At 50.0% G+C, this 20,127-nt stretch carries 22 protein-coding genes and 2 riboswitches; of the genes, 15 read left to right on the top strand and 7 right to left on the bottom strand.

Annotated features, from left to right (window positions below; translation table 11 throughout):
* Positions 1–10 precede the first annotated feature (10 nt).
* The gene (locus tag ABLT31_RS10760) at positions 11–283 is read right to left on the bottom strand and encodes a hypothetical protein (RefSeq protein ID WP_367751517.1); all 273 of its coding nucleotides are present in this window, start codon (positions 281–283) and stop codon (positions 11–13) included.
* A gap of 3 nt (positions 284–286) precedes the next feature.
* Positions 287–562, bottom strand: coding sequence for a ubiquitin-like small modifier protein 1 (locus ABLT31_RS10755; RefSeq protein ID WP_367751516.1), 276 nt, complete (start codon positions 560–562; stop codon positions 287–289).
* Positions 563–702: 140 nt separating this feature from the next.
* Here ABLT31_RS10755 and ABLT31_RS10750 point away from each other — a divergent pair, with 140 nt between their 5' ends.
* Genes ABLT31_RS10750 through moaA form a run of 3 tightly spaced genes read left to right on the top strand, consistent with a single transcriptional unit; the run spans position 703 to position 4,907 of the window.
* Entirely contained in the window at positions 703–1,935 is a 1,233-nt protein-coding gene (locus ABLT31_RS10750) for a molybdopterin molybdotransferase MoeA (protein WP_367751515.1), read from the top strand.
* Positions 1,936–1,951: 16 nt separating this feature from the next.
* Positions 1,952–3,865 carry a molybdopterin biosynthesis protein gene (locus ABLT31_RS10745; protein WP_367751514.1) on the top strand — a complete coding sequence of 638 codons (1,914 nt, stop codon included), beginning with the start codon at positions 1,952–1,954 and terminating at the stop codon, positions 3,863–3,865.
* 16 nt (positions 3,866–3,881) lie between these two features.
* Positions 3,882–4,907: a GTP 3',8-cyclase MoaA gene (moaA, locus tag ABLT31_RS10740; protein WP_367751513.1), complete on the top strand. Its 1,026-nt coding sequence runs from the start codon at positions 3,882–3,884 to the stop codon at positions 4,905–4,907.
* A 67-nt stretch (positions 4,908–4,974) separates the two neighbouring features.
* Here moaA and ABLT31_RS10735 read toward each other — a convergent pair whose 3' ends face one another.
* The 4 genes from ABLT31_RS10735 to ABLT31_RS10720 are packed head-to-tail and all read right to left on the bottom strand — an operon-like array spanning position 4,975 to position 9,015.
* The gene (locus ABLT31_RS10735) at positions 4,975–5,196 is read right to left on the bottom strand and encodes a hypothetical protein (RefSeq protein WP_367751512.1); all 222 of its coding nucleotides are present in this window, start codon (positions 5,194–5,196) and stop codon (positions 4,975–4,977) included.
* A 13-nt stretch (positions 5,197–5,209) separates the two neighbouring features.
* A complete protein-coding gene (locus ABLT31_RS10730) occupies positions 5,210–6,352 on the bottom strand; it encodes a Ger(x)C family spore germination protein (protein WP_367751751.1) in 1,143 nt (380 codons plus the stop codon).
* Between the two features lie 2 nt (positions 6,353–6,354).
* Entirely contained in the window at positions 6,355–7,914 is a 1,560-nt protein-coding gene (locus ABLT31_RS10725; protein ID WP_367751511.1) for a spore germination protein, read from the bottom strand.
* A gap of 18 nt (positions 7,915–7,932) precedes the next feature.
* Complete coding sequence (locus ABLT31_RS10720; RefSeq protein ID WP_367751510.1) at positions 7,933–9,015, bottom strand: GerAB/ArcD/ProY family transporter; 1,083 nt, start codon at positions 9,013–9,015, stop codon at positions 7,933–7,935.
* A gap of 156 nt (positions 9,016–9,171) precedes the next feature.
* On the opposite strand from ABLT31_RS10720, the gene ABLT31_RS10715 reads away from it, so the two are divergent.
* On the top strand, positions 9,172–9,519 hold the full coding sequence (locus ABLT31_RS10715) for a DUF1294 domain-containing protein (RefSeq protein ID WP_367751509.1): 348 nt from the start codon (positions 9,172–9,174) through the stop codon (positions 9,517–9,519).
* Positions 9,520–9,580: 61 nt separating this feature from the next.
* Here the strand turns inward: ABLT31_RS10715 and ABLT31_RS10710 are convergent, their stop codons facing one another.
* Positions 9,581–9,802 carry a hypothetical protein gene (locus ABLT31_RS10710; RefSeq protein WP_367751508.1) on the bottom strand — a complete coding sequence of 74 codons (222 nt, stop codon included), beginning with the start codon at positions 9,800–9,802 and terminating at the stop codon, positions 9,581–9,583.
* A 131-nt stretch (positions 9,803–9,933) separates the two neighbouring features.
* Positions 9,934–10,041: riboswitch (TPP riboswitch) on the top strand.
* Positions 10,042–10,255: 214 nt separating this feature from the next.
* Here ABLT31_RS10710 and tenI point away from each other — a divergent pair.
* The 11 genes from tenI (at position 10,256) to ABLT31_RS10655 (ending at position 20,006) form a co-directional block, all read left to right on the top strand.
* The gene (gene tenI / locus ABLT31_RS10705) at positions 10,256–10,885 is read left to right on the top strand and encodes a thiazole tautomerase TenI (protein WP_367751507.1); all 630 of its coding nucleotides are present in this window, start codon (positions 10,256–10,258) and stop codon (positions 10,883–10,885) included.
* Entirely contained in the window at positions 10,872–11,990 is a 1,119-nt protein-coding gene (gene thiO / locus ABLT31_RS10700; protein WP_367751506.1) for a glycine oxidase ThiO, read from the top strand. Before tenI ends, thiO begins: the two co-directional genes overlap by 14 nt.
* A 16-nt stretch (positions 11,991–12,006) precedes the next feature.
* Positions 12,007–12,210 carry a sulfur carrier protein ThiS gene (gene thiS / locus ABLT31_RS10695; protein WP_367751505.1) on the top strand — a complete coding sequence of 68 codons (204 nt, stop codon included), beginning with the start codon at positions 12,007–12,009 and terminating at the stop codon, positions 12,208–12,210.
* A 1-nt stretch (position 12,211) separates the two neighbouring features.
* Entirely contained in the window at positions 12,212–12,979 is a 768-nt protein-coding gene (locus tag ABLT31_RS10690; RefSeq protein WP_367751504.1) for a thiazole synthase, read from the top strand.
* Positions 12,976–13,992 (top strand): thiazole biosynthesis adenylyltransferase ThiF, encoded by a 1,017-nt coding sequence (locus tag ABLT31_RS10685; protein ID WP_367751503.1) that lies wholly within the window; start codon positions 12,976–12,978, stop codon positions 13,990–13,992. Before ABLT31_RS10690 ends, ABLT31_RS10685 begins: the two co-directional genes overlap by 4 nt.
* 72 nt (positions 13,993–14,064) lie before the next feature.
* Entirely contained in the window at positions 14,065–15,177 is a 1,113-nt protein-coding gene (locus tag ABLT31_RS10680; RefSeq protein ID WP_367751502.1) for a LuxE/PaaK family acyltransferase, read from the top strand.
* 29 nt (positions 15,178–15,206) lie between these two features.
* On the top strand, positions 15,207–16,625 hold the full coding sequence (locus ABLT31_RS10675; RefSeq protein ID WP_367751501.1) for an acyl-CoA reductase: 1,419 nt from the start codon (positions 15,207–15,209) through the stop codon (positions 16,623–16,625).
* 18 nt (positions 16,626–16,643) lie between these two features.
* Entirely contained in the window at positions 16,644–17,417 is a 774-nt protein-coding gene (locus ABLT31_RS10670) for an ABC transporter ATP-binding protein (protein WP_367751500.1), read from the top strand.
* Positions 17,414–18,184, top strand: coding sequence for an ABC transporter permease (locus ABLT31_RS10665; protein WP_367751499.1), 771 nt, complete (start codon positions 17,414–17,416; stop codon positions 18,182–18,184). The genes ABLT31_RS10670 and ABLT31_RS10665 overlap by 4 nt, the downstream gene beginning before the upstream one ends.
* A complete protein-coding gene (locus ABLT31_RS10660) occupies positions 18,181–19,221 on the top strand; it encodes an ABC transporter substrate-binding protein (protein ID WP_367751498.1) in 1,041 nt (346 codons plus the stop codon). Before ABLT31_RS10665 ends, ABLT31_RS10660 begins: the two co-directional genes overlap by 4 nt.
* Positions 19,222–19,229: 8 nt before the next feature.
* On the top strand, positions 19,230–20,006 hold the full coding sequence (locus tag ABLT31_RS10655) for a 3-oxoacyl-ACP reductase (protein ID WP_367751497.1): 777 nt from the start codon (positions 19,230–19,232) through the stop codon (positions 20,004–20,006).
* Between the two features lie 2 nt (positions 20,007–20,008).
* Positions 20,009–20,112: riboswitch (TPP riboswitch) on the top strand.
* Positions 20,113–20,127 lie beyond the last annotated feature (15 nt).

Below are 20,127 nucleotides of genomic sequence, written 5' to 3'. Positions count from 1 at the left end.
GTCCCACCTTTTATCCTCCTACACGCGTTGTTTTTTTTCGATAGGCGACTAATAAATCATCTAATTGTTCTTGAGTAGGGGCCTGAAACCGAATGTGAACAGCGTTCACTTGGAAAGTGGAAGTGATCCGAACCTCTTCCTCTTTTAAAATCTCCGCAGACCAATAAGGTCCTTCGAATTGATAGGGAAGGTTTGAAGTGACTTGCTCTCCTCCTATTTCGGCTAGATAATCCATTAAGTGGTGCAGGCGAATTCCGCGGAACTCTAACGTGATTTCCCTCATGCCCTACCCGCCTGCGACAGGAGGGAATAAGGCAAATTGGTCATCCGGTTTTACGATCGTCTGAAGGCCATTTTCATGGATGATGTTCCTACCGTTAATAAACACATGAACAAACGGCTTCAGCGTCCTTTCTGGGGTAAATACTTCGTCTTCGTAAGCTGGGTATTTCTTTATGAGTTCTTCGAGAATTTGAATGACGGTATCCCCTTCTTGACTGGGGACTTCGACCGTTTTATCTCCGCAGATCTCTCGAAAGTTTGCAAAAACTTTAATGACCATTTTCTTTACCTCCTTTTTTTCTTATTATAAAGGAACTTCTGACACTATGAGTGACAATTTTCTTTTTACTTAAAGTATTTCATCACGGCTTAAGGCTGCTATGTTAAAATAATAGAAACTCGATGATGGTGGAGGCAAACATGAAATTTTTTAATGTGAAAACGGTTCATGATACTCTTTCAATTATTCGCGAAAACTACCAACCATTTCGACAGCCTGTACTCGTCTCTCTCCAAGATGCATTAGGAAGAGTACTAGCGCAGGATATCCATTCTTCTGAAAATGTTCCCCCGTTTCCGCGTTCGACTGTGGACGGGTTTGCCGTAAAAGCGAGAGATACATATGGAGCGTCAGATTCGCTCCCTGCTTTTTTAGACATTACTGGAAAAATTGAGATGGGCCAAGCGGCTGATCGATTATTGCAAGAAGGGCAAGCCCAATACATCCCTACCGGCGGCATGCTTCCCCCAGGGGCTGATAGCATCGTAATGATTGAGCATGTAGAGGAATTGGGAGATTTGCTTAATGTATTCAAGCAAGTAGCACCGGGAGAAAACATTGTCCAGGCCGGCGACGATGTGCGCGAAGGAGCTCTTGTCATGGAAGCTGGCCGCCGGTTGCGGCCTCAGGACTTAGGTGTCCTATCCTCTATTGGCCAAACCGAAATTTGGGTGTATCCTCGCCCCATCGTTGGGATTCTGTCTACCGGGGATGAGATTGTCCCTCCGGAGAAAAAAGAGCTGGCTCCCGGAGAAGTCCGTGATATCAATGGGGTTACCATTGGAGCAGCGGTCGCGAAATATGGAGCCGAGGTTATTTATGCGGGCATCGTGCGAGACGATTATGATGAGTTTCTCCAGCGTGCTAAAGAGCTATTTGAAAAAGTGGATTTTATGCTGCTTTCCGGAGGAAGCTCGGTTGGAACCCGCGATTTTACCGTTCAGGTGCTTGAAGCCCTGGGTCAGCCAGGCGTGCTGGTGCATGGGGTTTCAATCAAGCCAGGCAAGCCGACGATCCTGGCTAAGGCTGGAAACAAGCCGATTATGGGGCTGCCAGGTCACCCTGCTTCCGCCATGATTATATTTGATTTGTTTGCGATTCCAATTCTCGAACAGATCGAGGGGCTGCATAGACAAACAGCAGATACAAGGCTTGAGGCTCGCATTTCAAGGAATATTCCTTCGGCTGTGGGACGTTCGGATTATGTCCGGGTAAGGCTGGAGGAACGGTTAGACGGACTTTGGGCTGTTCCCGTGTTCGGAAAGTCCGGTCTGATTTCAACCATGGCAGACAGCGACGGCATTGTGGAAATTACAGCCAATAAAGAAGGGGTATTAGAAGGACAGTATGTCAGAGTGAAACTGTTCAGCTAAGAGGAGGGGGAGAGCCATGCGTAAAATATATTTAGAAGATACGCCGCTTCATGAAGCGCAGAGTGATATTCTTCATAGAGCCATGTTTGAGAAAAAGATAGAATGGATTCCAACGCAGAAAGCATTAGGTCGCATTACGGGACAAGGGATTTTTGCCAAGGTCTCGATGCCGAATTACCATGCTTCAGCCATGGACGGGATCGCGGTGAACGCTGAAAAAACATATGCAGCCAACGAACTCAATCCGGTTCGTCTTGTTCGCGGGCAGGATTATGTCATCGTTGACACGGGCGATCCAATTCCTCCTGGTTTTGATGCGGTCATCATGATTGAAAATATCCACCAGGTGGATTCCGATACAGTGGAGATTCTGGATGCAGCAGCCCCATGGCAGCATATTCGCCCCATCGGGGAAGATGTCGTCGTAGGGGAGATGATCGTTCCGGCTCATCATAAGCTTCGTGCGGTTGACTTAGGGGCCCTGCTGGCCGGAGGCAATGTCAAAGTTCCTGTGATCGCTAAGCCCAAAGTAGCTGTCATCCCTACCGGAACGGAACTCATTCCTCCTTCTGAGGAAGTAAAGCTGGGCGAAATCATAGAATTTAATGGAACCGTATTCTCAGCTTATCTGGAGGAATGGGGAGCAGAACCGGTTTATCGCGGAATTGTAAAAGACGATTATGAACAGATCAAAGCCGCGGTCAAAGCAGCCGTACAGGAATCGGATATGGTCTTGCTCAATGCCGGATCCTCGGCAGGTACGGAAGACTATACGTATCATGTGATCGCGGAACTGGGGGAAGTCCTGACGCATGGCGTTGCCACCAGACCAGGTAAGCCTGTCGTCATCGGGCAGATTGACGGAACCCCGATCATCGGTTTGCCAGGCTACCCTGTATCCGCTTATTTGAATTTGGAATGGTTTGCGCGCCCTCTTGTCCATCATTATTATGGGCTGCAGGGAGTCAACCGTCCGAAGCTGAAGGTGAAAATGGGCCGCCGAGTCGTGTCTGTCATGGGAGCGGAAGACTTTGTGCGCATGAACATCGGATGCATCGACGGGCAGTATATCGCAAATCCTTTAACCCGTGCGGCGGGGGTAACGATGTCGATGGTCAGGGCAGACGGTCTTTTGCGGATCCCTCCAGGGAACCTGGGCTATGAACAGGGGGAGGAAGCGGAAATCGAGCTTTATCGTCCCGTGGAGGAAATTAATCGAACGGCTGTAGTTACCGGAAGCCATGATTTATCGGTAGATGTGCTGCATTCCTTGCTTCGCGAAACCTATCCGGGCCAGTTTCTGGTCTCCTCCCATGTGGGAAGCATGGGCGGCATCATGGCTATCCAAAAGGGCGAAGCCCATATGGCTGGGGTTCACTTGTTTGATGAGGATACGGGTACCTACAACGTTCCGTTTCTCGAAAAATATTTGAAGGGCAAGGATGCGGTCCTGATCAACCTGGTATACCGCCAGCAAGGCTGGATTGTACCGCCGGGGAACCCGAAAGGAATTGAAAAAGTATCAGACCTGGCCCAAGCGGGAATGACGTATATAAACCGGCAAAGAGGAGCAGGCACAAGGCTGTTGTTTGACTACTTCCTTAAGCAGGATCAAATCAAGCGGGATCTCATTTATGGTTATGAAAGAGAGGCCATCTCTCATTTGAGCGTAGCTGCGGCGGTTGCGGGAGGGACGGCGGATGCCGGACTCGGCATCTACTCTGCGGCCCAATCGATGGGACTGGACTTTGTGCCGGTTGCCGAAGAACGCTACGATCTCCTGATCAGCCGAAGCTATTATGAAAGCGAAGAAGGGCAAAGACTTCTTTCGCTCATTGAATCCGTTTCGTTTAAGGACGAGGTGGAAGCACTTGGAGGTTATTCTTGCCGGGATACAGGTAAGGTGATTTATCGCAATTTTAATGACTAGGAGAGTGGGTGAAGAGATGTCAGAACAAAATTTGCATGCGATCGATTCTTTAAATCGTCCACTCCGCGACTTGCGCATCTCCGTGACAGATCGTTGTAATTTTCGCTGCCAATACTGCATGCCGGCAGAGATCTTTGGGCCTGATTTTAAATTCTTGCAAAAGGATAAGCTTCTTAGCTTTGAAGAATTGACACGGGTGACAAAAATCTTTACCTCCTTGGGGGTCGAGAAAATCCGGATAACAGGGGGAGAACCCCTCATGAGAACCGACCTCCCGCTGCTGATCGAAATGCTGACCCAGGTGGAGGGTGTTCGTGACATCGCCATGACGACGAACGGCTCGTTACTGAAGCGCCATGCGGAAAAGCTGAAAAAGGCAGGACTGCATCGGGTAACGGTCAGCCTGGACAGCTTGGATGATGAGCGCTTTGGCAAGATGAACGGCAGGGGATTTAAGGTGGCGGACGTATTGGATGGGATTGAAGCTGCCGCGGATGCGGGCATGAAAGTGAAAATCAATATGGTCGTGCAAAAAGGAATGAATGACGAGGACATTCTTCCAATGGCCCGCTATTTCTACGAGAAGGGACATATTCTTCGATTTATTGAATTTATGGATGTGGGGAATTCCAACGGCTGGAAGCTGGATCAGGTTGTGCCAAGCCGGCAGATAGTCCAACGGATTCACCAGGAGCTTCCGCTGGAACCCATCGACCCGAACTATTACGGCGAGACCGCATCGCGGTACCGCTATGCAGGTACGGATAAGGAGATTGGCCTGATCTCTTCCGTCACTCAGGCCTTTTGTTCCACCTGCACGAGAGCGCGAATTTCCGCAGAAGGTCGTATCTATACGTGCCTTTTTGCATCGGAAGGTTATGACCTCCGCAAGCTTGTGAGATCTTCTGCTGGAGACGAAGAAATCCGTGACTATATACGAAGCCTCTGGTCGACCCGCACGGACCGATATTCGGAAGAGAGATTAAAGAATACGAAGGGCTTAAGTCGCACCAAAGTGGAAATGTCCCATATTGGGGGATAGGCACAAACAAAGATGGCTGATCCAACAGGTCGGGAAACCCGACTTTTTGAGGATCAGCCTTTTCGCATTATAGCCAAGGCAGCAAAAAATGCACGGTTTCCGTGACCAATCGATTCGGACTCCATAAGTTGAATTCTAGTACATGAAGCGCACTTAAGAGGAAACCAGCAGCCAAGACTGAAGTGTAAACGTATAGCTCTTTTTTCTTTTCCCTCCTTTTTTTAATTAGCTGAGGCAAATCAAAGAGAGAAATCAAAAGAAACACTAGAAAGATGCTTACTACTCTCATAACCCATATTCTCCTACTTTAACTTAGATGGGGTCGGGTCAAAGATCAGACCGGACCTTCGGATATTCGCCTCTACCTTGATGTTGAGCTGGACCTCCTTCAGACGGGAGGGCCATTCCTCCTTCACCTGATGCCAAAAGTCCGGATGATGCCTTCTTATTTCACGACCAATGCCGTAGAGGTCGGACTCCAGCTCAGCTGCTTCCTTGAAGGTCTGCTGTATGGACTGAATGACTTCTTTTTGGATTTGTTTTTCTGCCTGTCTCATTTTTTCCGGCTGTAAGACCATCTCCTCGCTGCCTGTATTATCGCTTAAATTCCCTTCTATGAAGATATCCATGGATATCTTCATGGTGCCATCTGTCACGTCCGTTTTTACATTATTCCGCAAATCCGTCACTTGATAGGAAAAGAAATCTCCATTTTCATTAAAGGGAACGGTAATGATGCCATACTGAAACTTTTGATACGCGATATCAATCCCCATGGCTTTTTGTCCTTCAATATAACCCACAAGCTTATCCCCCTTCATGACCGCGAGACCGGATAGCTGATAGGTTTCGGGTTTCCCGCGGATATCCTTGGGATCGATGACGTCCAAGGCTGGGTCGATTCCTTCAGTAGTCAGAAACTCCATAAAATCCCGAAGCGTTGTTCTTCGCGCGTCAATTTGCCGCAGCTCAGCCGTATCCAGAAAATCCGCCATCGCAGCAGCCGCTACATTTCCCAATTCAATTTTCTGATTCAAGAGGTCTTCCGCTTTCCCTTTCGTTACAATGACGTAAGTGCCTGAACGGCTATCTCTGTCTCTTTCGAACCAATTCAGAACAGAGGCAGTGCCTTCCCTTGCCATCTCCTCACCGAAAATAATGACTTGCATATGGGGCCAATACAACCGGCGGGGCGAAATCTTATTCAAGGCGCGGATAGCATCCATGATCGTTTTTCCGTCCGCCGACAGACTCCAGGTCGGCAGCTCTGAACCGCCGGATGTTCCGCCTTGGGATGCCACCGGCTTGATCACTTGGGCCGTTACCCGATAATTGTTATCTTTTTTGTCAACGCCTGCACCAATGACGACCGCTACCTCATTTAATTCCTTTTTATCCCAGCAGCCTGTTAATGACAACAGAATAACCAAAGACAGGAGCGGCATCTTCACCTTTCCTCGCCCCCTTGCTGAGGATGTTTCTGCGGCATTCGGTTCCTGTTGGCCCCCGCGATTTCCTCCGGCCGTTTCATCATGCGTCCCCAAGGGAAGCGAACAAACAGATCCCGCCAATCTCCCCGATGGTAGGGGGAAACCGGGGAAAGATAAGGGACGCTGAAAGAACGAAGGGAATTCAGATGAATCATCATGATGATGAGTCCAAAAAACAATCCGAACGCTCCGAGAAACGCAGAGAATCCAAGGAAGGCAAAGCGGATCAGCCGGGCGGAAATGGCCAGGTTATAGGACGGGGTACAAAACGACGCAATGGCCGTAATGGAAACGGCAATGACTGTACCGGCACCGACCAGCCCGGCTTCGACTGCAGCTTGGCCCAAAACCAACCTGCCGACAATAGAGACAGCGGAACCGATCGTCTTGGGCAGGCGAATCCCCGCTTCCCTTAAAATCTCAAAGGTTACTTCCATCAGGGCGACCTCAATGGCGATGCCAAAAGGAACCCCTTCCCTCTGCCCCGTCAGCGCGATGAGGAGCGGCGTAGGAATCATTTCCTGATGGTAGGTAAGGACAGCTACATAAAAGCCGGGCATGATAATGGACAGAAAAAAAGTAAAGGTCCGCAGCAATTTAAGAAAGCTGGCAATGTCATAGCGCTGGTAATAATCCTCATTGGAAAAAAGGAACATTCCCAGTGTAGCGGGAACCAGCAGGGCGATTGGCGTTCCCTCGATGAGGATGGCAATGCGCCCTTCCAATAATCCAGCGGCTATCCGGTCGGGACGCTCTGTATTGAATATTGTAGGAAACGGAGTATATCCTCTGGGATCCTCGATCATTTCCTCTATATAGAGGGATTCCAGAATTCCGTCAATTTCGATTTCCTGCAGCCTGCCTTTGACTTCTTCTACGATTCCTTCCTGGGCAATCCCATCCATGTGCAGAATGGCAACCGGCGTATTGGAAAGCTTGCCGATTTGCATTTTTTCAATGCGCAGCTGATGGGTATTTAACCTTTTCCTTATAAGTCCCAGATTGGTCTGCAGCGACTCATTGAAGGATTCCCGTGAGCCTCGCACGACCGATTCGTTGGTGGGCTCGGAGACGGATCTTCTCTGCCCGCCGGCTGTACTCGCTGCGAGCGCTTCCCCGTGGCTGTCGAGCAATACTAGGCTGTTTCCGCTGAGTAAGCACTTTACTCCTTCTTCCAACGTGGAGATGGTCATCAGCTGATTCGTAAACAGATCGATCTTGTCCGCATTCAGCGGGAAAACAAAACCCTCGGAGGCGAACCGGTCTAAATGAATCTGAAGCTCCTTGACCACGAATTCATCAATGAGCATCGGATCTGCTATAGTTTCCAGATAAAGGACAGCTGCATGCAAGGAACCTAGGCTTTGGACCTGACGGATGACGAGATCCCCTGTTTTCCCAAACAATTGGATGAAGCAATCTATATTTTCCTTAAGGTCCCGGGAGAGAGACCTTTTCAGTTGGTCGGAAGCATCCGGATTCATGATTCGCTTCTTCTTTTTAAGTTTCTTATACATGGCCATACCTCCAGAAAATCAATGGCGATGGAAACGGAACCTTGCGGCAATCAACAGGATCATGGGCAGGAGTAATCCGATGAACGCTGAGTAATAGGGATAGGTGTCCTTAAGGAAACGAAAAATCTCAATGAAGCTCTCGCTGTTAAGGAGCGAGACAATAACCATGAGTGCCCCAAGAGGGACGCTTAGAATGCGGTAATCCTTCAGCCGAAACCACTGGGCGATTCCTAGGGAAGTGGCATAAAGGAAAACGGATATTTTGGAAAAGGATCCCATGCTCCAAAGCATGATGCCCAGCAGATCCAGCCGTTGGAGCTCCCCGACCTTCATGTCCCTTAGGATTTGAAAGGTCGGGAAATTAAGCCCGACACTCCGTTCTGCTCCAAATAAAGCGGTAGGACCCGTCATGGGACCTATAAACATGACAATCAGAATGGCCATTGTGGCTACGCTGAAGCGCTTAAGCTTCTTACCGTTTGAAATATAAGGGAAAACCATCCCCACAGCGATAAATGTGCTGAATAGCGAGACCAGGGTAAAGGCTCCCATCAGCATGGGTTCCGGGCCGTATTCCAATATCGGCAGGAAATTGGCATAGTCTTTATCTTTTTGCGTCAATATGCTGGCCAAGAGCCCAACAGGGATCATGGTAACCAGAAATATCTGGTTGGTCCTGGCCAAAACCTCCAACCCGCTCCTGACGGCGTAAACAGCCATGATCATGATGGCGGAAAAGTAGACCACAATCGGTGTACGGGGCGTGATAGCCGAGGTGTAAAATTCCCCAAACCCTCGGAGGGCGATGGTGGTATCATGAAAGAAATAAAAAATGAAGAGCAGGGACACCAATTTTCCGATCCATTTGCCAAAGATTTCTTCCGTATACTCCACTAAAGTCCGGCCTGGAAACAGTTGAGCGAGCCGAGCAATCACATACCCGACCAATAGGGCAGGACCTAAGGCAACTAGAAGAGAAAGCCAGCCATCCCGGCCCGCGTGAGTGAGCACAACGGGAATGAACAGGAGATGACCTGTAACTGTAACACTTGCGATTCCTAACATCAGCGCCTGTACGGCAGATATGCGTACCTTTTCCATATGCCTCCCCATGCTTCCAAATGTGCTATATGTTGGTATTCTAACCCAGTTCGCATCCGATTATGAAAAATAATAGGCAAGCAGCAAGCCGGTTCAATTTTTACGGGCAGCATGCTATAGTGAAAGTATGCGCAGCTTGCGAAAGGAGTTTTACTTGTGTTGAATTGGCTTCTGCTTTATGTTTTCATCATGAATCTAATTACCTATTATCTATTTGCGCAAGATAAAAGCCGGGCCCGCAAGAAGGAATGGCGAACGTCCGAGAAGAAACTCCTGATGTTCTCGTTCCTCGGCGGCGGAATCGGGGCTTGGCGAGGAATGAAAGATTATTTTCACAAAATCAATAAGGCGAAATTTCGCATTTTGATTCCTATTTTTATCGTCCTGCAGTTAGGGACGGCGGGCATGGCGGGGGTGTACGGACCAGCGGGAAACTATGCTGTTTCGGCGCTGCTGGTTTTTCTTCATGTCATGATCTTCTTTCTTCTCAGTAAGAGAAAATAACGAGGGAGTAATAAAAAAAGAGGCTTTATAAAAGCCCCTAACGTTCTCTTAGCTATTCCTCTTAGCTATAGAGATCAGAAGAGTCATCATAGTCATAGCGGTAGCCATCCCGAGCCGCTTCGCCTACGTTGGCTTCTAAGGTATTTCCCATTCCGGATTTGCCTTGAAGCTTTTGCAGGACCTCCTGGTAGGCTAGCACGGCTTGATAGTCGGCTTGATTGGCCATGGCCTCCTTCAAGGCCTCTTCTATCACTGCTAAGTCATTCCTGGTCCACTCTGCCATTGCTTTTCCCTCCTTTTTCTAGGAATAGTATCTTCACTTCTCCTGGGAATATGCTCCAGCCCTGAGAAGCGGGTGCCAGTCTTGACAATAACCTCCTCCGTGTTATCATTAGAAAGAACCAAATAGTCTCGCAATATCCCTAGGGGAGCTAAAATATAGCTGAGATGGAAGTGAGTCCTTCCAGACCCTTTGTACCTGATCTGGTTAATGCCAGCGTAGGAAAGCGGATAGCCGAAACGTATACATACGCTCAGCTAACCACTTTCAATACCGAAAGTGGTTTTTTTACGGAATAAGAAAGTATAACCTTCATGAGTTATCCTCCATATTCCGCATAAAAAGCTTCCTCTAAAGGTGGTCTGGCTACCCTGAAATGCTTCAATAAAGCTTTTTTTATTTTTTCTCTTGACATTTCTTGATTGACTATGAAGATGGGGGAGGGAGCATCCGGATATGAGAAACCTTGAACTGCATTTGATCAGTAATGGAAAACAAGCGCTGGAGCAGTTTGCTGATGTTGCGTCTCTCGTACACCCTATTGTCCAGGCGGTGCATTTGAGGGAGAAAGCCAGAACGGCTCGGGAGTTGTGGGATGGAATTCAGCATTTAGCGTTGCGGGGAGTGCCGCTGAATAAAATTTATCTGAATGATCGCGCGGATGTAGCCTGGTCTGCCGGAGCCAAAGGGGTTCAGTTGGCCTATCATAGCCTGCCTCCCGCTGCGGTGAAGAAAGCTTTCCCGCAGCTAAGAGTGGGGCGATCGGTCCATTCCTTGAGCGAAGCGAGGGAGATGGAACAGCAGGGTGCTGACTACGTAATCTTCGGCCACGTTTTCCCTTCAGGGTCCAAGCCGGGGCTTGAAGCCAGAGGGGTGGAGGCTTTGGCCGAGGTAGCCGGGCAAATCCGCATTCCGGTTATTGCGATTGGCGGTATCCATCCGGAAAATGTAAAAGATGTCATCAATGCGGGTGCGGCAGGCATTGCGGTTATGTCAGGAATATTGGATGCTGGCGATCCGCTTGCGGCAGCCCAACACTACAGGGAAGGCTTACTTCAGGGGGGAAGGGTTAATGGGAGTTTATGATGTAGCAATTATAGGCGGTGGAGTTATAGGGGGATCTATCGCTTTTCAATTGGCGAAGCGGGGCAAGAAGGTTATTGTGCTGGAAAAAGGGAGATTGGCGGAGCAGGCTTCCAGTGCTGCAGCCGGCATGCTGGCTGCACAGGGGGAGATGGGGAAGGAAACCGGTCCGCTGTTCCAGCTTGCCATCGAGAGCCGGGCGATGTTTCCGCGCTTAGCCGAGGAATTAAGGGAGCTTTCGGGGATTGATATCAGTTTGATCAACCGGGGAATGCTTCGCATCGCTACCACGAGCGAGGAGCTGGAGGAACTGAGGGAAGCCATCGCGTGTCAGAAGCAAGCGGGCCAGGAGGCGGAGTGGCTGACAGGGGATCAGGTACGGCTGCGGGAACCTTCTTTGTCCGATGCCATCCTTGGTGCTATGTTTATTCCCAATGACGGGCAAGTGCTAGCGCCGGAGCTATCCCTCGCTTTTCTGAAGTCGGCTGCCGTTTTGGGGGCTGAGCTTCGTGAATTTGCCGAGGTCAAGTCCCTTGTCGTGGAAAAAGGAGTAGTGAAAGGCGTCGTGACCCAAGAGGAAACCATTCGCTGCCAGCAGGTGGTCGCAGCTGCAGGAGCTTGGAGCAGCCAGTGGCTTGGGAAGCCTGAATCCCTGCCTCCGGTCTATCCCGTAAAAGGGGAGTGTTTTTCTGTCATCACCTCCCGGCCGCTGCTGCAGGCAACCGTATTCTCCCATGGATGCTATCTCGTTCCGAAAAGAGGGGGAAGGCTTGTGGTCGGGGCGACCATGAAGGAGCATACCTTTGACCGCAAAGTCTCTATTGGAGGAATATCTGCCTTGATGGAACGCGCGAAGCGGCTGCTTCCTTCCATTGCAGAGGCAGAGTTTGAAAAAACATGGGCTGGTGTCCGGCCGCAGACCCGAGACGGGCTGCCTTATCTGGGCGAGCATCCGGATTGGAAGGGGCTATACCTTGCAACAGGCCATTTTCGAAATGGCATCTTGCTCAGTCCGGTAACGGGCGTCTTGCTAGCCGATTTAATAGAAGGAAAACAAGCGGAGATTCTGCTGCCTTTTAAGGCGGATCGAGGCTTGACGGTACATTAGGAGGGAGGAAAGGCTGTTGAATCTTCACATCAATGGAGAGCAGGTGCAGGTTCCGGACACGGTATCCTGCGTTACAGATTTGATCTCGCATTTCGGATTGGATAACAAAGTACTGATCATTGAACTGAATACCCATATCTTGCAGAAGGATGACCATGCCCGCACGCAGCTATCAGACGGGGATCGGGTAGAAATAGTACATTTCGTAGGAGGCGGATGATATGTTGAAAATAGGATCTTATGAGTTTCGTTCCAGATTATTGCTGGGGACGGGGAAGTTCCCGAATTTTGAAATCCAGAAGCAAGCGGTTGACGTATCCGAGACGCAAATCTTGACGTTTGCCGTGCGCCGCATGAATATCTTTGAGCCGAGCCAGCCGAATTTCCTAGAAATGCTGGATGTAAAGAATTACACCCTTCTCCCGAATACAGCAGGGGCTTCGACTGCAGAGGAAGCGGTGCGGATCGCTAGATTGGCCAAGGCTTCAGGCTTATGCGACATGATCAAGGTTGAAGTCATTGGCTGCCCGAAGACGCTTTTGCCGGATCCGGTAGAGACTTTAAAAGCTTCCGAGATTCTATTGGAGGAAGGATTTACGGTTCTTCCATACACGTCAGACGATGTATTGCTAGCTAAGAGATTGCAAGATTTAGGCGTGCACGCGATCATGCCGGGGGCTTCCCCGATCGGATCGGGCCAAGGCATCGTCAATCCGCTGAATCTCAGCTTCATAATTGAGCAAGCTACCGTTCCAGTCATTGTGGATGCGGGAATCGGATCTCCTTCGGATGCGGCTATTGCGATGGAAATGGGAGCGGATGGGGTACTCTTGAATACCGCTGTTTCCGGTGCCAAGGATCCGGTGAAAATGGCCTTGGCGATGAAGCTGGCGATTGAAGCCGGACGCCTGGGGTATGAAGCGGGACGCATCCCGAAAAAGCGCTATGCCACAGCGAGCAGTCCAGTGGAAGGGATGAGCACGGTTTGAGTGACCGCTATTCCAGACAAGAGTTGTTTTCATCCATAGGGAAAGAGGGTCAGGCAAAACTGGCCCAAAAGCATGCTTTAGTCATTGGCGCAGGAGCTTTAGGCACGGGAAATGCGGAAGCGCTGGTGCGTTCCGGGGTCGGCAAGATGACGATCGTCGATCGGGATTATGTCGAGTGGAGCAATCTGCAGCGGCAGCAGCTTTATACGGAAGCGGACGCCCGGGATCGCATCCCTAAGGCGGTTGCAGCGGAAAAGCGCTTGACCAGCATCAATTCCGAAGTGGAAATTCAAGCGATCGTAGCGGATGTCACGACAGAGGAGATCCATGATTTGGTGCAGGGAGTCGATTTGATCCTCGATGCGACGGATAACTTCGATATCCGGCTGCTTATCAACGATGCCTCGCAAAAATACCGCATTCCCTGGATCTATGGTGCTTGCGTAGGCAGCTACGGCTTAACGTACACCGTCATCCCCGGAAAAACGCCGTGTTTGGGCTGCCTGCTGGAATCCGTCCCGCTTGGGGGAGCGACATGCGATACGGTGGGCATTATCAGCCCGGCGGTCCAGATGGTTGTCGCTTACCAAGTGGCCGAGGCGCTCAAGATATTAGTCGAGGACTGGGAGGCTTTGAGGGGGACGCTGCTTTCTTTCGACCTATGGAAAAACCAGCATGCCTCGATTCGAGTGGACCGGGTGAAGAAGGCCGGCTGCCCATCCTGCGGTGAGGATCCCGCTTACCCTTACTTGGATGCATCCAATCATACGAAAACGGCGGTTTTATGCGGAAGGGAAACCGTCCAGATCCGTCCGACTGCCCGTTTTGGCCGGAACCTGGATGAGCTCGCCGCTTCTTTATCGGCACACGGAAAGGTTGAAAAAAATCCCTATCTAGTGTCATTGACCATTGGCAGCCATCGGTTGGCGATTTTCCAGGATGGACGGGTTTTGGTCCACGGGACGAAAGACGTTGCGGAAGCGAAGAGCCTTTATTATCGATTTTTAGGATAAGATGCCGGCTGTCCATTCTCTATGCCGCTTTCCGCCGGGAAAAGCGGCTTCTCTTATGCAAGGAGGTCAATCATGGAATACGATATGCTAAAGCAGCTAATCAGTCAGTTTATACGCAAAGGTTCGGCTGTAGAGGATGAGTTCAATCAAATCGCACTCACCCTATTCGCCTATCAATATGAAAACAATCAGCCGTTTCGAAAATATTGCCGGAAACGCAGAATATCTCCAGCAACTGTCTCTCATTACTTGCAGATCCCACCAGTTCCAATTGGAGCTTTCAAGCAAGCTGCTTTATCATGCTGTCCGCCAGAGGAAGCTCAGGCTGTCTTTATGACTAGCGGGACGACTAACCCGGAATTGCGAGGGAAGAATTATCACCGTGACCTGGAGGTTTATGACCTGTCGATGAGGGAACATTTCAAAAGCTATATTCTTCCTGATGTGGATAAGGTGAAAATGGCTATCCTCTTTCCGACAGAAGCCGAGCTTCCCAACTCTTCGCTTGCTCATTACCTCCATCTCGGACTTCAGACGTTCGGGAAGGAAGGCAGTGACTATATGCTATCTTCCCAGGGCTTGGAATCGGAAAAGCTGATTGCCTTTTTGCGGGATTCAGAACAAAATGGTGAACCTGTTCTAGTGATTGGCGCTACTTTTTCCTTCATTCATTTCCTGGATGAATGCTTGGGAAAGGGAACCCGATTTCAACTCCCTGAGGGGAGCCGGGTGATGGATACGGGTGGAGCGAAGGGCCGCTCCAGGGAAGTGGATCCTGAGGATTTAAGGAGCCAATTGTGCCAGCTTTTTTCCATCCCTTCCTTTGCCTGCATTAATATGTACGGCATGAGCGAGTTAAGCTCCCAGTTTTATGATGGGAATTTGCGAGACCATGTGCTTGGCAACCAGCCGATCACGTACAGTAAAAAAGCTCCCCATTGGGTACGGACAGTGATCTTCGATCCGGCTACGATGCAGCCGAAGGAAAACGGTGAAAAGGGTATCATTGTTCATTATGATTTGGCCAATCTGAATTCTGTCCTAGCCATCATGACCGAAGATCTGGGCTTGTCAGTAGATGATGGGGGCTTCCTATTGCTGGGGCGAGCGGCCGGTTCAGAAGCGAAGGGCTGCTCCCTCGCTGTCGAACAGTTTCTGGCGGCGAGAAGTGAGATTAGCAGATGATTTTCGATTGTTACCATTTACCTAAAGAAATGAGAGAAGGACTTGTCTTTCGAACCTTGAGCTTTGAAAGCAAAGGCGAAACTGTGCATTTGAGGGTTCCTGACTTTACGGGACGTCAGGTGACAGAGCTTGCTGTATTTCTTAAGATGCAGCAGAACGAGTATATGAAATATCTTCGGGTTCAAGACATAATTGACATTTTGGACACTGCCGTACAGCGCTGGCTGGATCCTTCCTACGAGCTTCGAAAACTGGCCCAGGAATGGCTGCCGATCATAACAGGCTATGACGGAGAGATGATCCGTTTGTTTTTGACTCAATATTTGCGGAACTTCCGAAAGGAAAAACTGCAGCGGATGGTGGACGAGGACTTTCCGAATCCTCTTGTTCTGGATGAGTTCCGACCAAGGAAGGCGGGGGGGCTGATCCGCGCTTACGGTCCGGAGCTTACTACGCATATCTTCTCCGGCAATGTCCCCGCGTTGCCGCTCTGGAGCCTGACGTCAGGCTTGCTGGTTAAGTCGGCTGCACTTGGCAAGGTGTCGTCATCCGAACCGCTGTTTCCGGTTCTCTTTGCCAAGACGATAGAAGAGATTAATCCGAATTTAGCTCAAGCTATAGCGATCGTATGGTGGAAAGGCGGCCATCGGGAGCTGGAGGAAGCGGCTTTCCGCAGATCGGATACAGTGATTGCCTATGGGAGCGATAAGTCGACAAGGGAAATTGCCACCCGGATTCCCCCTCATGTAAGATATATCGCCCACGGTCATAAAGTCAGCTTTGGCGTCATTGCCGGGGAATGCCTGGAACCGACCACGGCTTCCCTCACAGCGCGCCTGGCGGCCCGCGATGCTTCTTGGTTCGATCAGCAGGGCTGCCTGTCGCCGCATGTTTTTTTCGTCGAGCAAGGCGGAAGAATCTCCCCTAGGGATTTCGCCAGAATACTCGCTCAGGAAATGGCGGCGTTTGAGCATAAAATGCCTCGGGCTGCTTTAACGGCAGATGAACATCAAGCGATCAGGCAGGCTCGTTCCGAAGCTGAATTCCGATCTTTTCAAGATGAAAGGACAGATTGTTTGGCCAGTCGGGGAGATTCTGCGTGGACAGTGGTCTACCGCGAGGAATCCGACTTTCCGATTTCTCCATTAAACCGATTCGTTTCCGTCATTCCGATTCATGACATAACGGAAATCTCAGCAAAAATTCTGCCGCTCAAGTCCTACGTTCAGACAGCGGGCATTGCCTGCCCTCCGCAAAAATTCCGGAAATGGCTGGAGCTTCTTGGGGAGTGCGGGGTCAACCGGGTATGCGCGATTGGGGAGATGCCGAGGCCCCAGTCGGGCTGGCACCATGATGGGCGATTGAATCTGGCCGAACTGGTACGGTGGTGTGACGTGGAATCCTCGGCGGAACAGCAAATCGATTTATATGATCCCTACCGGGATTAGCAGCATGGGAGACAATCTATGAGAGATGCACAAGTTGATCTGACTAATATTGGGCTGCGATTCAATAAAGCCGCCATGCCTGTCCTTGAGCATGTGAACCTTCGAGTGGATAAAGGGGAGTTTGTCAGCGTCATCGGCCGAAGCGGCTGCGGAAAAACCAGTCTCCTCCAATTGATTGCCGGCCTGACGAAACCATCCGAGGGACAGGTTCGCGTGGGAGGGCTCCCTGTCCTTGAGCCCAGGGACGAGATGACATATGTCTTTCAGAAGCCCATTCTGCTGGAGTGGAAGAATGTCCTGGAGAATGTGCTTTTGCCGTTCGAACTAAAGCGCAGGGTTACTCCCGATGATCGGGGCAAAGCAAAAGAAATCCTGAGCCTTGTAGGGTTAGCGGGGAATGAGGAGAAATTTCCCCATGAATTATCGGGGGGGATGATGTCCAGAGTTTCCCTGGCACGGGCTCTGCTGACACGCCCGGATGTCCTGCTTATGGATGAGCCTTTTGCCGCCCTCGATGCCTTGACAAAAGGACAGATGCAAGGAGAATTGGCAAAGCTATCCCATCAATTTAATCCAACGGTCTTATTCATTACGCATGATATTCAAGAAGCTGTTTTTCTGTCGGACCGCATTCTTTTAATGGGTGGCTCCCCGGCGCAGATTGTGAAGGAATACGCCGTTCCTTTTTCAAGACCCCGTCAGAAAGAACTTAAGTTTGAAAAAGGATTTCTCGAACTGATCAAGATCATTCACGAAGATATTGAAAACATGGGGAGTGCGGCATTGACATGAAGAGCGCGCCGAAGACCTATTCGCTGATCCTATTTTTCGTCATCCTGATGGTTTGGGAGGGACTCGTCCGCTGGTTGCGCATTCCTGAGCTCATTTTGCCTGCGCCGTTGGTGATTGCAGCCAACATGATGGAAAATTTCTCGAACGGTTATTTCTATCCTCATATCCGGGCAACAGGCATTGAAGTGCTTGGCGGCTTTGCCATGGGAGCTATCATGGGGATTGGTCTAGGATTTCTGGTGGCCCATTCGAAAACGGTGGAAGAAATCCTCCACCCCTATATCATTGCCTCCCAAGCGATGCCAAAGCTCGCTTTGGCCCCTTTGTTGGCTCTATGGCTGGGATTTGGCTATCTGCCTAAAATGATCATTGTTGCCTTGGTTAGCTTTTTTCCTATATTCGAAAGTACTGTGACGGGCCTGACGTATGTAGATCAGGATAAAGTGGCCTTGTTTCGTTCCCTCCGTGCTTCGAAATGGAAGATTCTCGCCAAGCTGAGACTTCCCACGGCTATACCCTATTTGTTTTCGGGGTTGCGGGTGGCGATCGTACTCAGTGTGGTAGGCGCGGTCGTCAGTGAATTCATTGGGGCCAACAAGGGCTTAGGGGCGCTCATCATCGTCGCCCAGGGGATGATGGACACGCCGCTGATGTTTTCCGTGTTTATTTTGCTAACTCTGATGGGCATTCTTCTCTATCAGGCAATCTATCTTATCGAACGGCTATTTTTTAAAAAATACTACTATGCTCGGAGGAGTAAACCTTGAAAAAGTCCATTACATTATCAGTCATTACCCTGCTAGCCGCTTTGGGTCTGGCTGGATGCGGGAGCAGCCAGCCTGTGGCCCAGCCTGCGCCTGCGGAGGCCAAGACGGAGATGCAAGCTGCTGATACCGAAAAGGTGCGCATGGCTTCCTGGAGCAAGCCGATCGCTGAGCAGGCGAATCTGTACCTCGCCCAAGAGAAGGGGTGGTTCCAGGATGCCGGCTTGGAGTTTGAGTATATTCCCGGAGCGGGTGGCGGAGATGCCGTAAAGAACATCATTGCAGGAAATGCTGACATTGCTTTTGCCAATGTGGAAGCTGTTATGCTAGCCGCTGAAAAAGGAGAGAAGCTCAAAATCATCTACAACATTTATCCCGAAAACGTATTTAATCTTGTTTCCCTGAAAGAAAGCAACATTACTAAGATTGAGGATCTGAAAGGGAAGAATATCGGCGTGTACAGCTTGAGCAGCGGTACTTACCAGAACTTGAAAGTACTTCTTTCCGAAGCGGGAATATCGGAAAACGATGTAACGATCATTGAAGCTGGGGTGCTCAACTTCGGGCCGCTAATGAACAAGCAGGTTGACGCTACGGCAGCTACCGATACGGGACTCTATGACGCCTCGCAAAAAGGTTTGGGCGATGTGAACGTAATGCATGTCAAAGAAGTGCTCAACACGCCATCCGATGTGTTTGTCGTCACCGAGAAAACGTTCAATGAAAAGAAAGAGATGCTTGTGAAATTCCTTCAGGTCTATCGGGATAGTGTGAAATATACCATGGAACATCCGGAGGAAGCAGCAAAGGCAGCTGTTCAGGCAGCCATTGACGGGAAAGATGAAGGACGAAACCTCGAGATTATTAAAATCAGGAACGCTGTTTCCGTCAACGAGGAAATGGAAGAAAAAGGGCTGGGTTGGCTGAACGGAGATATCCTGAAGGAAGTGGAAGCTGCCTATGTGAAAATGGGCCTATTGAAAGGGCCGGTCGGAATGGACAGTTTGTTCACGAATGATCTGGTCAAGCAGCTGAAGTAGGTGACCGTATGGAGCTTAATCTGAAGGGAAAGGTAGTATTGGTCACCGGTTCCAGCCGGGGTATCGGTGCGGCTATTGCCGAGTCTTTTGCGCAGCAGGGAGCCGTCGTTATCATTAATTATGTTCAGAATCGCGATCGGGCTGAACGGTTAGCCAATCGCTTAAGCCAGGAATACCGGATTGAATCGATGGCTCTTCGGGGAGATGTCACGGACGAGACAGAGGTTCAGCAATTAATTGAAGAAATAACAGATGAATTCTCTTCTTTGGATATTGTCGTAAATAACGCGCTTCACCATTACCGATTCGATCCGGATCAGCGGAAAATGGCCTGGGAAGTGGAATGGGAGGATTATCAGAGGCAATTGGATGGATCCCTGAAGGGCTCCTTCCACGTATGCAAGCACGCCATTCCGGGAATGAAGGCGAACGGTTTCGGGCGGATTATCAACATGGTCAGCAATTTGGTTTACCGTCCGGTCGTTCCTTACCACGATTACACCACAGCGAAAGGAGCACTCCTTAGCTATTCCCAAAACCTGGCTGCCGATTTAGGGCCGTTTGGCATTACGGTGAATTGCGTGGCGCCGGGAATAGTTTATCCGACGGATGCCAGTCGAATGACAAAGGAAGAAGTGAAGGACAGCATCATTTCGCAAACCCCACTCCGGAAAATTGCTCGCCCGGAAGATATTGCAGGCAGCGTGCTATATTTCGCCAGCGAATGGTCTAGGTTTGTGACCGGGCAATGTTTAGTCGTCGATGGCGGGTTTACAATGAAGTAAATAAATACCACTGGGGGGGTCCTTGCGGGCTGAGATGGAACGGAGTTTCGAACCCTTAGAACCTGATCTGGTTCATGCCAGCGTAGGAAAGTGGAAGATTGAAGCCGGGCACATAGCCTGC

Source organism: Ammoniphilus soli (assembly GCF_040813775.1).
Note: the sequence above shows the minus strand (reverse complement) of the source record. Positions and strands in the feature narration are given on the sequence as shown.

Excerpts from the sequence above, each read along its gene's own strand:
- ABLT31_RS10760 (WP_367751517.1), bottom strand. The coding sequence starts at position 283 with ATGAGGGAAATCACGTTAGAGTTCCGCGGAATTCGCCTGCACCACTTA.
- ABLT31_RS10755 (WP_367751516.1), bottom strand. The coding sequence starts at position 562 with ATGGTCATTAAAGTTTTTGCAAACTTTCGAGAGATCTGCGGAGATAAA.
- ABLT31_RS10750 (WP_367751515.1), top strand. The coding sequence starts at position 703 with ATGAAATTTTTTAATGTGAAAACGGTTCATGATACTCTTTCAATTATT.
- ABLT31_RS10745 (WP_367751514.1), top strand. The coding sequence starts at position 1,952 with ATGCGTAAAATATATTTAGAAGATACGCCGCTTCATGAAGCGCAGAGT.
- moaA (WP_367751513.1), top strand. The coding sequence starts at position 3,882 with ATGTCAGAACAAAATTTGCATGCGATCGATTCTTTAAATCGTCCACTC.
- ABLT31_RS10735 (WP_367751512.1), bottom strand. The coding sequence starts at position 5,196 with ATGAGAGTAGTAAGCATCTTTCTAGTGTTTCTTTTGATTTCTCTCTTT.
- ABLT31_RS10730 (WP_367751751.1), bottom strand. The coding sequence starts at position 6,352 with ATGCCGCTCCTGTCTTTGGTTATTCTGTTGTCATTAACAGGCTGCTGG.
- ABLT31_RS10725 (WP_367751511.1), bottom strand. The coding sequence starts at position 7,914 with ATGTATAAGAAACTTAAAAAGAAGAAGCGAATCATGAATCCGGATGCT.
- ABLT31_RS10720 (WP_367751510.1), bottom strand. The coding sequence starts at position 9,015 with ATGGAAAAGGTACGCATATCTGCCGTACAGGCGCTGATGTTAGGAATC.
- ABLT31_RS10710 (WP_367751508.1), bottom strand. The coding sequence starts at position 9,802 with ATGGCAGAGTGGACCAGGAATGACTTAGCAGTGATAGAAGAGGCCTTG.
- tenI (WP_367751507.1), top strand. The coding sequence starts at position 10,256 with ATGAGAAACCTTGAACTGCATTTGATCAGTAATGGAAAACAAGCGCTG.
- thiO (WP_367751506.1), top strand. The coding sequence starts at position 10,872 with ATGGGAGTTTATGATGTAGCAATTATAGGCGGTGGAGTTATAGGGGGA.
- ABLT31_RS10690 (WP_367751504.1), top strand. The coding sequence starts at position 12,212 with ATGTTGAAAATAGGATCTTATGAGTTTCGTTCCAGATTATTGCTGGGG.
- ABLT31_RS10680 (WP_367751502.1), top strand. The coding sequence starts at position 14,065 with ATGGAATACGATATGCTAAAGCAGCTAATCAGTCAGTTTATACGCAAA.
- ABLT31_RS10675 (WP_367751501.1), top strand. The coding sequence starts at position 15,207 with ATGAGAGAAGGACTTGTCTTTCGAACCTTGAGCTTTGAAAGCAAAGGC.
- ABLT31_RS10670 (WP_367751500.1), top strand. The coding sequence starts at position 16,644 with ATGAGAGATGCACAAGTTGATCTGACTAATATTGGGCTGCGATTCAAT.
- ABLT31_RS10665 (WP_367751499.1), top strand. The coding sequence starts at position 17,414 with ATGAAGAGCGCGCCGAAGACCTATTCGCTGATCCTATTTTTCGTCATC.
- ABLT31_RS10655 (WP_367751497.1), top strand. The coding sequence starts at position 19,230 with ATGGAGCTTAATCTGAAGGGAAAGGTAGTATTGGTCACCGGTTCCAGC.